Source organism: Bacillus sp. AK124, assembly GCF_053903085.1.
Map to the genome: position 1 here is coordinate 3,791,351 of NZ_CP096378.1, position 12,475 is coordinate 3,803,825.

At 48.8% G+C, this 12,475-nt stretch carries 13 protein-coding genes; all 13 read right to left on the reverse strand.

All coding sequences use genetic code 11. From position 1 onward, the window contains the following. Positions 1-49 precede the first annotated feature (49 nt). On the reverse strand, positions 50-1,474 hold the full coding sequence (locus tag M1E06_RS19070; protein WP_023857906.1) for a PTS mannitol transporter subunit IICB: 1,425 nt from the start codon (positions 1,472-1,474) through the stop codon (positions 50-52). Between the two features lie 271 nt (positions 1,475-1,745). Then, positions 1,746-2,384, reverse strand: coding sequence for a GDSL-type esterase/lipase family protein (locus tag M1E06_RS19075; protein ID WP_035337176.1), 639 nt, complete (start codon positions 2,382-2,384; stop codon positions 1,746-1,748). Between the two features lie 88 nt (positions 2,385-2,472). Next, positions 2,473-3,222, reverse strand: a complete 750-nt coding sequence (locus M1E06_RS19080; RefSeq protein ID WP_023857908.1) for an IclR family transcriptional regulator — start codon at positions 3,220-3,222, stop codon at positions 2,473-2,475. A 31-nt stretch (positions 3,223-3,253) separates the two neighbouring features. Then, positions 3,254-4,267 carry a 5-oxoprolinase subunit C family protein gene (locus M1E06_RS19085; RefSeq protein ID WP_025810102.1) on the reverse strand — a complete coding sequence of 338 codons (1,014 nt, stop codon included), beginning with the start codon at positions 4,265-4,267 and terminating at the stop codon, positions 3,254-3,256. Beyond that, positions 4,264-4,998 (reverse strand): 5-oxoprolinase subunit PxpB, encoded by a 735-nt coding sequence (gene pxpB, locus M1E06_RS19090; RefSeq protein WP_025810103.1) that lies wholly within the window; start codon positions 4,996-4,998, stop codon positions 4,264-4,266. The genes M1E06_RS19085 and pxpB overlap by 4 nt, the downstream gene beginning before the upstream one ends. 76 nt (positions 4,999-5,074) lie before the next feature. After that, a complete protein-coding gene (locus tag M1E06_RS19095) occupies positions 5,075-5,848 on the reverse strand; it encodes a putative hydro-lyase (RefSeq protein ID WP_456270556.1) in 774 nt (257 codons plus the stop codon). Positions 5,849-5,871: 23 nt separating this feature from the next. Beyond that, positions 5,872-7,083, reverse strand: a complete 1,212-nt coding sequence (locus tag M1E06_RS19100) for an NRAMP family divalent metal transporter (protein ID WP_025810105.1) — start codon at positions 7,081-7,083, stop codon at positions 5,872-5,874. Between the two features lie 24 nt (positions 7,084-7,107). Further along, the gene (gene pxpA, locus M1E06_RS19105) at positions 7,108-7,869 is read right to left on the reverse strand and encodes a 5-oxoprolinase subunit PxpA (protein WP_023857912.1); all 762 of its coding nucleotides are present in this window, start codon (positions 7,867-7,869) and stop codon (positions 7,108-7,110) included. A 289-nt stretch (positions 7,870-8,158) separates the two neighbouring features. Next, positions 8,159-8,914 (reverse strand): Cof-type HAD-IIB family hydrolase, encoded by a 756-nt coding sequence (locus M1E06_RS19110; protein ID WP_020450202.1) that lies wholly within the window; start codon positions 8,912-8,914, stop codon positions 8,159-8,161. A 73-nt stretch (positions 8,915-8,987) separates the two neighbouring features. Then, positions 8,988-9,941 carry a transketolase family protein gene (locus tag M1E06_RS19115; protein ID WP_025810109.1) on the reverse strand — a complete coding sequence of 318 codons (954 nt, stop codon included), beginning with the start codon at positions 9,939-9,941 and terminating at the stop codon, positions 8,988-8,990. Then, complete coding sequence (locus M1E06_RS19120) at positions 9,938-10,780, reverse strand: transketolase (RefSeq protein WP_216904320.1); 843 nt, start codon at positions 10,778-10,780, stop codon at positions 9,938-9,940. Before M1E06_RS19120 ends, M1E06_RS19115 begins: the two co-directional genes overlap by 4 nt. Positions 10,781-10,794: 14 nt before the next feature. After that, positions 10,795-12,168, reverse strand: coding sequence for a PTS ascorbate transporter subunit IIC (locus tag M1E06_RS19125; protein WP_048350565.1), 1,374 nt, complete (start codon positions 12,166-12,168; stop codon positions 10,795-10,797). A 23-nt stretch (positions 12,169-12,191) separates the two neighbouring features. Next, a complete protein-coding gene (locus M1E06_RS19130; RefSeq protein ID WP_003179002.1) occupies positions 12,192-12,473 on the reverse strand; it encodes a PTS sugar transporter subunit IIB in 282 nt (93 codons plus the stop codon). Positions 12,474-12,475: the final 2 nt, after the last annotated feature.

The following is a 12,475-nucleotide window of genomic DNA, read 5'->3' on the forward strand; positions in this document are numbered from 1 at the left end:
TCATACATGTTGTGTGAGCCTGATTGACAGGCTCACGGATTCTCAAACTTTACTTTTTAAGCTGATTGATCAGTTCATCGTATTTTGGACTGTTAAGGAAATTTTCCACTGATATGTGTCTAGCGTTTGGAAGCTTCGCTTTTGCGCGTTCCGTTAAGTCTTTATGCGTAATGACGATGTCGGCATCTCCAGGCAGATTATTGATCGATGTATTGGATACGTCGATATCGAGTTCTGCTTTTTTGACTTTGTTTTTCAAAATCGATGCCCCCATCGCACTGGAGCCCATTCCGGCATCACACGCGAAAATGATCTTGCCGACATTTTCGTAAGTTGCCTCTGATTCTTCCGCTTCATCAGCCGAAGTCAATGCAGAAACGGCTTGGCTCTTCTTACCTTTCATTTGCTGCATTTTTTCCGCTGCGGCTGTTAAATCTTCTTCGCCGGCTTTAGACGTTTTCAAAATCAAAGAAGCTACAATGAATGAAACGGCTGCCGCGACGAGAACACCAAGGATCACACCGATGTGGTTGCCTTTCGGCGTCATCGCCAGCACCGCAATAATGCTTCCCGGTGAAGGAACAGCCGCCAGCCCCGCATTAAAGATGGAGAATGTCAGCACACCGCTCGCTCCGCCCGCTATTGCAGCCAGGATTAACAGCGGTTTCATCAGAATGTAAGGGAAATAAATTTCGTGAATCCCGCCAAGGAAGTGAATCACTGCAGCGCCCGGGGCGGTCTGCTTTGATGTGCCTTTTCCAAAAATCATGTAAGCTAAAAGAATCCCGAGACCCGGACCTGGGTTCGCCTCCAAAAGGAATAAAATCGATTTTCCTGTCTGGGCGGCCTGTTCAATACCAATCGGGCTCAAAATACCGTGGTTAATCGCATTGTTAAGGAAAAGAACTTTCGCAGGCTCTACAAAAATACTTGCCAATGGAAGCAGATTCGCATTGACGATCACTTCCACGCCGGCCGCCAATGTTTTGTTCAAGCCGAGCACCACCGGACCGATCGCAAGAAAGCCGAGCACTGCCAAAACGAAACCGAGAATTCCGGCTGTAAAGTTGTTGATCAGCATTTCAAATCCGGAACGGACCTTATCTTTGAAAAGCCTGTCCGTCAATTTCATCAGGAAGCCGCCCAGCGGCCCCATGATCATCGCGCCGAGGAACATCGGAATGTCCGCACCGACAATAACACCCATCGCTGCAGTCGCACCGACGACGCCTCCGCGGTGGTCGTACACCATCTTACCGCCCGTGTATCCGATCAAGAGCGGCAGCAGAAATTTGATCATCGGATCAACCAATGAAGCAAGCGCCTCATTCGGCATCCATCCCGTCGGAATAAACAGGGCGGTAATGATCCCCCATGCGATAAATGCACCGATATTCGGCATGATCATTCCGCTCAAATAGCTTCCGAAACGTTGAATCTTTACTTTGAAATCTGGATTTTGTCTTTCTTCCATTTCATAACCCTCCTTTGTTGTCCTTTAAAGCCTGTGATAAAAAAATGATGTCGAATAATGTCGGCTCCTTGTCTTTATATTAAAACGCTTACAGATGACTGCTCAATTGAAAGAAAACGGCACTTTGGCAGGAGCCGTGTGACAAAATTTAATAGTTTCATTTTTTAGTCTGGTTTCGGCTGCCGCGGCCGACTCGAGGAAAATAAAGGCTCGCTGAAGAATTGCATAAAAAAAGACCATTCCTGATTGGAATGGTCTTTCTTCATCATATTCAGCTTTTCAGCGGCCCGTAGCCCGACGCTCGCAAATTTTCCGCCATCGCTTCATACCCTCTGCTGTTTGGATGTACGCGGTCAATTGACAAATATTCTTGTTCGTGTCCTTTAAAGACAGCATAAGTATCGATCACCTTGATTTGCGGAGCGGACTCGAGCTGTTTTAAATGCCTGTTAAAGCCGGAAATCCATTTGTCCGCTAATTCGATCGACGGAAAAGGGTTGTATAAATTGAGAAGACGGACGAGGTAACGCGTATCTTTGTCTCCCTTTATGTCTCCGATTTTCTCAAGCATGCCTGAGTAGTTTTTCTGACAGTGTGAGGAAGCTTCCAAAAAGACGTGTTCATCCTTTTCTTTTTCATATATCTCCAGCGATTGCAGAAGGTCATTGCCGCAGCCCGTTATCGTGATGACGTCCGCTTTTTTGACCTGTTCCATGATGAACGGCTCGTTCAGCATCGCCAGAATGTCCGACGTTTCAAGACCCGATTTCGCAAATACAAGCAAAGAAACGCATTCGTTCAAATCCTCTTCCATTTTCCTTTTATAGCGCTGGACAAACCCCGGCTCAAACAAACCTGCACCGACCCCGACGGTTAGAGAATCGCCGAGAGCCGTATATTGAAGCGTCATATCCTTTCCCCCTCCGGTATGCCGTTTTTTCGCGGCAGCTACCATATATGTACTCGGGAGAGGCTCGAAAGGATACTTTTCTTTTTTCCTAAAAACCTAACTTTCTCGAAATGTCAAGCGCCGCCTTTTTCACTCTTTCGGTCAAATAAGGAAGACGGTCTTTCTGAAAGCGGGCTTCAAACCCGGCGATGCTGATCCCCGCCGCGACTTCGCGCTTATGATTGAAAATCGGCGCGGCGATCGCAGAGGTGTAGTCTTCGAGCTCCGAATGACTGACCGTGCAGCCGCTCCGGTACGACTCATTCAAAATGCGGATCAGCTCGTTCTTATCCCGGATCGTACCGGAAGCGATCGGCACCAGCTCTGTTTTCTTGATATAGGCATCCCGCTCTTCTTCAGGCAAAAATGTCAGAATGCTTCTTGCGCAGGCTCCGGCATATAAAGGGGACCGCCTCCCGATCGCTGTATAGAGGCGAACGGTCTGCGTGCCCTCAATTTTTTCTATATACATCGCTTCATTTCCCTGCCTCACGATCAAATGGACGGCTTCATCCACGTCATCGCGGAGTTCTTCCATGATAGGCAGAGCGATTTTTCGGATATCAAGCCTTTCTGAAACAAGGTGGCCGTATTGCAAAAACAGCAGTCCTAAAGCATACATCCCGTTCTCGTCACGGTCGAGAAAACCCATTTCTTCGAGAGAACAAACCATGCGGTAGACAGATGTTTTCGGCATGCCTGTCAGCTCAATCATGTCGCCCAGTGAGAGCCTTTCTCTCGTCAGGAACAGATTGAGCAGGGTCATAGCTTTGACAACTGTTTTGTTTTTATGTTCCATGCCTTCCCCCTCCTGATACACATCACACCTATCATAACATGTATTCAAGCTTCAATCGGGCGGAAAGTTCGCTGATTTTCGTCTCCCGTTCGATGTAAATGCGCTCTGCTTCCTGAAGGCTGACAAGCTGAAACTGTACCTGCTCGCCCGGCATCATCTGCGTCACCTGTGAAAAATCGGCGGATACGATATGGGCGATTCTCGGATATCCGCCCGCTGTCTGTCTGTCTGCGAGAAGAACGATCGGATTGCCGTCAGGCGGCACCTGAATCGTTCCGAACGATACCGCTTCAGAGATCATTTCCAGCGGCTGAGTGAGTTCGAGCGCTTCTCCTTGAAGACGGTACCCCATCCGGTCGGATTTGGCCGTCACCCGGAATGTATCCGCGAAAAAGCGTTCTTGCGATGATGAGGTGAAGCAAGCGAACTGATCGCCTTTGATGACACGAATGACCGGATTCTTTTTTAACGGGAGAAAATATTTGCGGTCGACAGCCCACTTCGGAGCCCCAAAGCCTAAGCCATCGCCATGGTCTGCAAGCTTTCTGTACATCGCTTCCGACAACGGCGTCGGGCTGCCTAGCGATAACACGTCTCCCTTTTGAAGCGCCCTTCCTTGAAAACCGCCGAGCCCTGCTCTGACATATGTGCTTTTGCTTTCCATCACAGGCGGCACATCAATCCCCCCGGCTACCGCCATATATGCACGGCTACCGCGCTTGCACATGCCGAATGTCAACACACTGCCTTCTTTGATGAAAACCGGACGCCAAAGCGGGACTTCTTCGTCATTTACCATCAGTGAAAAGTCAGCGCCCGTCACCGCTATAAGAGCCGGTTTTTGAAAGCGGAGAGACGGCCCCGGTCCCATCAGCGTCACTTCAAGCGCAGCTTCGTTCTGGCTGTTCCCCGCGAGCAGATTGGCAATCCGCAAAGAATCGGCATCCATGGCCCCGCTGACAAGCACGCCGTATTTTTGAAAACCTGCACGGCCCAAGTCTTGAACCGTCGTCATCAGACCCGGCTTTAACACTTCTATGCTCAAGATTTTCCCTCCTTCAGCGCGTGATACTCCTCTTCTGTCACGCTGACAAATTTCACGATATCCCCTGCTCTCAGAAGGCTCGGAGGCTGTTCATAAGGCTTGAATAATTCAAGCGGCGTATTGCCGATCAGCTGCCAGCCGCCCGGCGTTGAAAGGGGATAGACGCCTGTTTGCATGCCGGCGATTCCTACTGAGCCGGCGGGAATCGTAGTCCGCGGAGAGGACCGCCGCGGCGCGGCTATCTTTTCAGACATTCCGCCTAAGTAAGGGAAGCCCGGCGCAAAGCCGATCATATAAACGAGGTACTCACCCGAGGTGTGAATATCGATGACTTCCTGTGCAGTCAGTCCGTTGATGTCGGCCACTTCCTCCAAATCAGGGCCGAAACGGCCGCCGTAACAAACCGGAATTTCCACCGTACGCTGATTTGTTTCTTCTTCCATTGTGAGCTCTTGGAGATGATGTTCGATGAGGGCTTTTACCTTTTCATACGGAGAATCAACAGCCTTGCCGCTCTCCATCTTGCGGTATACTTCAAACGGCTGATAGAAAACGGTCACACTCGTGAAAGCCGGCACACACTCAATAAAACCGGGAAACGGATCGTTTTCAATCCGCTTTGTCAGTGCACTGACGACACGATGCGTCTGTTCGCTTATCCCCTCTCCGAGCTGAATGATAACCGCGGAGTCGCCGAGCGGAGACATTGTCACATTCGATAGATTTTTCATTCTGTTTCACCTTGCCTTTCATCCCCTTAAATCAAAAATCAATACAGATAAACCACTCTGTATTGATTTTGAGATCCTATAACACGCCAAATTGTTCGTCCCGAACATCGGTAACAAGCATATGGCCGGGCGAATGCGTGATCATCAGCTCCGGCTTTACGTGCATGGCGACGGCCTGAGGGGTGACGCCGCATGCCCAAAATACCGGAACTTCTCCTTTTTTTATCGTGACCGCATCGCCGAAATCGGGTTTTGCGATGTCTGTTATACCGATGGCTTCAGGCCTGCCGATATGGACAGGTCCTCCGTGAACAGCGGGAAACCTTGATGTAACCTGAACGGCACGCACCGCCTGCTCTTCCGGAACCGGCCTCATACTGACAACCATCGGCCCTTGAAAACGGCCTGCCGGGACACAAGGAATATTCGTTTGATACATCGGAACATTTCGCTTTTCTTCAATGTGTCTGACAGGGATTCCGTTATTGATTAACGCTTGTTCAAACGTAAAGCTGCAGCCGATTAAAAAACCGACCATGTCGTTTTCCCATAAAGAATGGATATCGGTCACTTCATCCGCCAATTCGCCGCGCCTGTATACGCGGTATTTCGGAAAATCGGTGCGGATATCGGCATCCGGCGCCGTGATGGACGGAACCGGAGATCCGGGATCTGTGACATCGAGAATCGGACACGGCTTTTGATTGCGCTGGCAAAACAGCAAAAACTCAAAAGCGAGCTCTTTTTTCAAAATCACCAGGTTTGCCTGGGTAAAACCCCCGGCCATCCCGGCTGTCGGACCCGTTATTTCGCCTTTTCGAATCAGGGCCCTGACTTCGTCAGGGCGCATTTCATTTACATGACGCAACGATATCATCCCCATAACTTAGGAATTTCATTGATTAACGTATAGCCTCCCATGATGGCCATAACAATAACGACCAGAACACCCGGAATTGTAAGCCAGATCGGATGCCTGTAGTCGCCGACAATATTCTTCTTATGCGCGCCGATCAGAAGGGATCCGAGTGCGATAGGCAAAATTAAGCCGTTTAATGCGCCGGCAAGAACGAGAAGGTTGACCGGCTTTCCAATTGTTACAAAACAAAGCGTTGATACAATAATAAAGACAATTATAATGCCGCGCGAATTCTTTTCGATTTTCGGAGAAAACGTTTTAAAGAATGATACCGACGTATAAGCAGCGCCGATTACAGATGTAACGGCAGCTCCCCACATGACGAGGCCGAAAATTTTGTAGCCGATATTTCCCGCAGCAAGCTGGAAGACAGAAGCCGGCGGGTTATCCGGATTAATGTGCAGGCCTTTTGAGACGACTCCAAGTACAGCAAGGAAAAGCGCAATTCTCATGACAGATGTGATCAAAATGCCGGAAACAGAGCTTTTCGTTACTTCAGGAATCGCAGCCCTCCCTTTAACACCCGCATCAAGCAAACGGTGTCCGCCGGCAAATGTAATGTATCCGCCGACCGTACCGCCGACAAGCGTCACAATCGCAAGAATGTCGATATTATCAGGCATGATCGTTTTTGTTACTGCTTCTCCAACCGGAGGACCGGTCGTAATCGCAACGTACACCACTAATAAAATCATGACAAAGCCCGCGATCAGCGTAAACCGGTCCATCGCTTTTCCCGCTTCTTTAATGACAAAGATCAAAACCGCGATCGCGGCGCTGATGATCGCACCCGTCTGCGGTGTAATGCCGAATAAAACCTGGAGGCCGAGACCGGCGCCTCCGATATTGCCGATGTTGAAAGCAAGCCCGCCCAGAACGACGAGAAATGCGATGACATAGCCGAGTCCCGGAAAGACGAGGTTGGCGATTTCCTGCCCTCTTTTTTCAGAAACCGCAATGATTCTCCATACATTGGTTTGAACGAAGATATCTAAAATGATGGAAACGAGGATGACAAAGCCGAAGCTTGCAGCCAAGCTCTGTGTAAAGACTGTGGTTTGCGTTAAAAATCCCGGCCCGATTGAGGATGTGGCCATTAAAAAAGCGGCGCCCAAAAGCAACGTCCAGTTGCTTGATGACGCTTTTGTTTTTTTATTTTGTTTCAAATGGTATTCCTCCTTTTGTCAACATCATGTAGAAAAAGCTTGTATTTTAATATCTGCTGCTCTGAGTTCACGGCGGATTTTTTTCGCAAACTGAAGCGCGTGTGCACCATCTCCGTGAATGCACACCGTATCTGCTTTAAGGCTGACATCCGTTCCTTGCAGGCTGCGGACTTTGCCTTCTTTGACCATGCGGATCACCTGACCGACGGCTTCATCATCATCATGAATCAGCGCATCATTCTGGCGGCGGGAAGTCAGCGTTCCGTCTTCCTGATATGTACGGTCGGCGAACACTTCGTGAGCCGTTTTCAAACCGGCTCTTTCACCGGCAAGCACAAGTTCGCTTCCCGCCAAACCGAATAAAATCAGTTCCGGGTCTGTTTGATAAACTGCACGCGCGATCGCATCCGACAGTTCCCGGCTTTGCGCCGCCATATTATACAGTGCGCCATGGGGTTTCACATGCTGCATGGTCACACCTTCGGCTTTTAAAAATCCTGAAAGCGCACCGATTTGATACACGACAAGATCGTATGCTTCTTCAGGCGTAATCGCCATATTGCGGCGCCCGAATCCCGCTAAATCGGGAAGTCCCGGATGCGCGCCGATTTTCACGCCTTTTTCCGCCGCCATTTTGACGGTTTTGCGCATGACGCCAGGGTCTCCGGCATGAAATCCGCAAGCGATGTTGGCTGATGTAACAAATTCGAGAATCTCCTCATCGAGCCCGATTTTATAAGCGCCGAAGCTTTCTCCAAGATCGCAGTTTAAATCAACTTGATTCATCAAATCCCCCCTATATATTGATGCACATTCGGTCGAATTTTAGTATATCCCTCATTTTGTTCCGATTTTCGGAACCTTAATTCCGAATAATCAAACTTGAATAGATTATATCAAGGATTTGCCCGCTTGGCATCATATTGTTAGAAAACCTCACATAAAATAAATCATTTTTCCTAAAAAGTTTTAGCTGAAAAACCTGATTTCACAAGGTTTTTTCAACTTGCTTCAGTCCATGAATATTTTTTATTTTGCACAAAAAAAAAGAGCCGTAAATCGGCTCTTTTTTCGGCTAGGACAATACCCAATGCCTGATCGCTTTTGCGACTCCGTGTTCGATATTGGAATCCGTGATCCAGTCTGCGGTTTCTTTGACGATTTCCTGGGCGTTCCCCATGGCAACGCCTAAACCCGCTTCTTTGATCATGGCGATATCATTTAAACTGTCTCCGACCGCCATCACGTGTTCCATCGTAAAGCCGAGGCGCTCGCATACTTTTGCCAAAGCGGCCGCTTTATTGATCCCGATGGCGTTGACTTCAATATTGGTCGGGCTTGAATTGCTGACTTCCAATTCTTTGTTCTTTTTCAGCTCTTCCAGGACCCGGTTTCTGACGTCGTCATCCGGAATATCAAAGCCGAATTTCAGCCATTCATACGCCTGAATATCCTCAGGAAACTCGCCTCTCCACACTTTATCGACGCTGGCGGCCCAGAAATCGGTGTTGTGCAGATTGCGCAAATCCCACATCATTTGGACATGATCGGGATGAAGCAGCTGACGCTCGACCAGGTTGAAAGACGAATCCCAAATTTCACTGCCGTTTGCCGTGATCAAAAAAGAAGACAGTTCGAGCGACTCCGCCAACTCCCGGCACGTCATCAGCGTGCGGCCGGTACTGAGCACGACATAAATCCCTTTTTCCTCTGCTTCTTTAATCGCATTTCTGTTTTCATCAGAAATGGTCTGTTCATCATTTAATAGTGTTCCATCCATATCCAGAGCTACTAGCTTCACATCGATTCGATCTCTTTGACTGACTGACACGATATTTAAGATACCTCACTTTTTTTAGGCTTTTATCTATTCTAATATAAAAATCGGCCAGGACAAAGAAATCTTAAACGAGCTGTTCCGCCGCCCGTGCGATATGCTCTGCGGTCAAACGGTAATATTTTTTCAAATAATCGATCGTCCCGACCTGTCCGAAGGCTTCATGAACCCCGATTCTCTTGAGCGGAGCGGGATGATGTTCACTCAGCACTTCCGCGACTGCGCTTCCCAATCCACCTATGACATTATGGTTTTCTGCCGTGACAATCGCATTCGTTTTTTGTGCATAGCGAATCACGGTTTCTTGATCGATCGGCTTGATGCAATACATATCGATGACCGCTGCATCGATCCCTTTTTCTTTTAGCAGTTCTGCCGCCCGCAAAGCTTCTGCGACCATGATGCCGCTGGCAAACAGCGCCGCATCGCTGCCGTCTTTGAGAACTTTTGCTTTTCCATCTGCAAATGTTTCATGTTCATCATAAAGTCTGACCGCCTTTTTTCTGATCGTCCTGATATAGTGAATGCCGTACTCTGCCGCAGCCTTTTTGATCAAAAATTGGAGCATTGCCGCATCGCTCGCTTCATAAACAAAGGCATTCGGGATTAGCCGGGCGAGTCCCAAATCTTCAAAGGCCATGTGTGTTCCGCCGTTATGTTCAGCCGTAATTCCCGAATCTGAACCGAGAATCTTGATGTTTGTTTTGGCATAGGCACCTGAAACAAACAGCTGATCAAAGCAGCGTCTTGTCGCAAACTGGGCGAACGTGTGAACAAACGGGATTCTTCCGGTTAACGAAAGCCCGGCCGCAATCCCTATCATATTGGCTTCCATGACCCCGCAATTGATCACTCGCTCGGGAATGCGCCGTTTAATTTTGTCCATGGAAATCGAGCTCATCAAATCCGCTTCCAACGCCACGATGTCCGCGTTTTCCTGAGCCAGTTCATAAACGGCCGAGCTGTATGCCTGCCTCATTTCGACAGCATCCAGCTTGACATTTGCTGCCGCCTCATTCATGCCCTCACTTCCTTTTCTTCAAGCGTCATCATGATCTTTTCGATTATGCGATTTTGTTCATCATTCGCTCTAATGTGGTGGCTGTTCTCCATATTTTCAAAATAAGGGATGCCCTTTCCCTTCACCGTATCAAGGATGACGGCAACCGGCCTTTCCCGCTGAGCTTCTCCTCTTTTGATCGCTTGATAAATCGCATCCGGTTCATGTCCGTTTACCCTTTCGGAATAAAAACCGAAGGCTGAAAATTTGCTGACAAAATCCAGCGGATCAATAATATCTTTAGTCGGACCGTCCAGCTGTTGTTTATTATCATCCACAAACACATAAAAATTGTGGAGCTTATGGTGTGCCGCGAATTGGATCGCTTCCCAACATTGACCTTCATTCAGCTCCCCGTCGCCGACAATAACAAAGGTCCGGTTAGAGCGTCCTGAAAGCTTGTGCGACAGTGCGACTCCTGCCGCAGCCGAGATCCCCTGGCCAAGCGACCCGGTCGTCATATCGACTCCCGGTGTTAAATTCCGGTCAGGATGCGACGGAAGAGCCGTGCCGTTTCGGTTTAGCGTATATAGCACACCTTCTTCAAAATAGCCGGTAAGATGAAGCGCTGCATACAAGGCGGGGCCGCCGTGCCCTTTTGAAAGGATCAAGAAGTCCCGATCTTCCCACGACGGATTGGCGGGATCTATTTTCATCACCTTTCCATACAAAACGGCCAACACATCGGCGATTGACAAGCTGCCTCCATAATGCCCAAAACCGAGGTGATGAAGCTGTTTCAGTGTCAGCAGCCTGATTTGATCACGAAAACGTTCCATATTGATTTCCCTCACTGACATCATTGCCCACTCCTTTACGCTTCAGCTTTATGATCGGACTTCTCCGCCTTTCCGCGTTTAAAGCCCAGTAAGACCGCTCCAGCCACTACTGCTGCGATTCCAATTACAACTCCTCCAGACCCCAGCAGTTTCAACGCATGCCCAAGCACGATTCCTGTCGCGGCAAAGTCGGTATCGGAAAATGTCGTATTGGCAAAGCCTAAATCACCCATGACCGGCAGCAGAAACACAGGGAAAAACGTAATGATCAGACCGTTGACAAAAGACCCCAAGACCGCTCCCCGTATCCCCCCTGCAGCGTTTCCGAAGACGCCGGCCGAGGCTCCTGTGAAAAAGTGGGGAACCACTCCGGGAAGAACGATGACGGCTCCGGCTGCTCCGAGAATCAACATGCCGGTGATGCCGCCAATGAAGCTGCAAAAAAAGCCGATTAATACGGCGTTTGGCGCGTACGGAAAAATGATCGGACAATCCAGTGCCGGCTTGGAATCCGGCACAAGTTTGTCAGATATGCCTTTAAAAGCCGGAACGATCTCTGCGAGCACGAGTCTGACTCCCGAAAGAATAATAAACACCCCTGCCGCAAATGTGACCGCTTGAATAACGGAGAAGACAAGGTAATGTGTACCGCCGCTCAACTCGCGCTCCACATAGCCCGCCCCTGCAAATAAGGCTATCAAAACGTACAAGATGGTCATGGTGAGCGCAATGCTGACAGAACTGTCCCTTAAAAATCCGAGGCCCTTCGGAAACCGGATTTTTTCAGTCGAGCGCGAGCCCTTGCCTGCTGCTTTGCCGATTAACCCGGACACAGCATAACCGATTGAAGAAAAGTGGCCGAACGCGACCTTATCATTACCGGTTATCTTTTTCATAAAAGGCTGAACCATCGCCGGAAACACACTCATTGTCAAACCGAGCGAAACCGCTCCGACGCCGATCAAAAACGGACCCTTTAAACCCGCCACCGCCAGTATGACGGCGATTAAACAAGCCATATACAATGTGTGATGGCCCGTCAAAAAAATGTACTTTAATCTGGTAAAACGGGCGATTAAGATGTTGGACAGCATCCCGAAAAACATAATCAGCGCTGTCGCCGTCCCGTATTCGTTGAGCGCCATCGCGACAATCGCTTCATTGTTCGGAACGACGCCGTTCACATGAAAGGCCGCTTGAAACATCTTTCCGAACGGCTCAAGCGAACCAACAAGAATACCTGCCCCGGCTGAAATCACGATAAAACCTAAAAACGATTTCGTCGTCCCTTTCACGATTTCATTGGCCGGCTTTTTTTGAAGCAGAAGACCGATAAGAGAAATAGCTGCAATTAATACAGCTGGCTGGCTTAACACATCCATCATCAGCTTTAGCGCTCTTTCACCCATTTGCAGTTCCTCCTTTTCTGTGATTAAAGCACTCCTTTTTCCTGCAATGTTTTAACCAGTTTTGTTTTCAGTTCATCCATGTCTATAATGCTTTCAAGCACGACGATATCCCGCAGGTGGGCTGCTCCTTCCGCGATATCTTTGGCAACGACAAACAAATCCGCTTGATCAGGAGACGCTGAGCTCAAATCCGAATGATCCACCTCGATCTCCATTAACCCCATTTCCTGCAAAATATCTTTAATATTCATTTCCAGCATAAAACTGCTTCCGAGTCCTGATCCGCAAACTGCCAATATCTTCATGT

Bases quoted from the DNA above. Each gene is read 5' to 3' on its own strand.
- M1E06_RS19075 (WP_035337176.1), bottom strand. From the start codon at position 2,384: ATGACGCTTCAATATACGGCTCTCGGCGATTCTCTAACCGTCGGGGTC.
- pxpA (WP_023857912.1), bottom strand. From the start codon at position 7,869: ATGAATCAAGTTGATTTAAACTGCGATCTTGGAGAAAGCTTCGGCGCT.
- pxpB (WP_025810103.1), bottom strand. From the start codon at position 4,998: ATGAAAAATCTATCGAATGTGACAATGTCTCCGCTCGGCGACTCCGCG.
- M1E06_RS19115 (WP_025810109.1), bottom strand. From the start codon at position 9,941: ATGAATGAGGCGGCAGCAAATGTCAAGCTGGATGCTGTCGAAATGAGG.
- M1E06_RS19095 (WP_456270556.1), bottom strand. From the start codon at position 5,848: ATGCGCCCTGACGAAGTCAGGGCCCTGATTCGAAAAGGCGAAATAACG.
- M1E06_RS19070 (WP_023857906.1), bottom strand. From the start codon at position 1,474: ATGGAAGAAAGACAAAATCCAGATTTCAAAGTAAAGATTCAACGTTTC.
- M1E06_RS19120 (WP_216904320.1), bottom strand. From the start codon at position 10,780: ATGTCAGTGAGGGAAATCAATATGGAACGTTTTCGTGATCAAATCAGG.
- M1E06_RS19080 (WP_023857908.1), bottom strand. From the start codon at position 3,222: ATGGAACATAAAAACAAAACAGTTGTCAAAGCTATGACCCTGCTCAAT.
- M1E06_RS19125 (WP_048350565.1), bottom strand. From the start codon at position 12,168: ATGGGTGAAAGAGCGCTAAAGCTGATGATGGATGTGTTAAGCCAGCCA.
- M1E06_RS19130 (WP_003179002.1), bottom strand. From the start codon at position 12,473: ATGAAGATATTGGCAGTTTGCGGATCAGGACTCGGAAGCAGTTTTATG.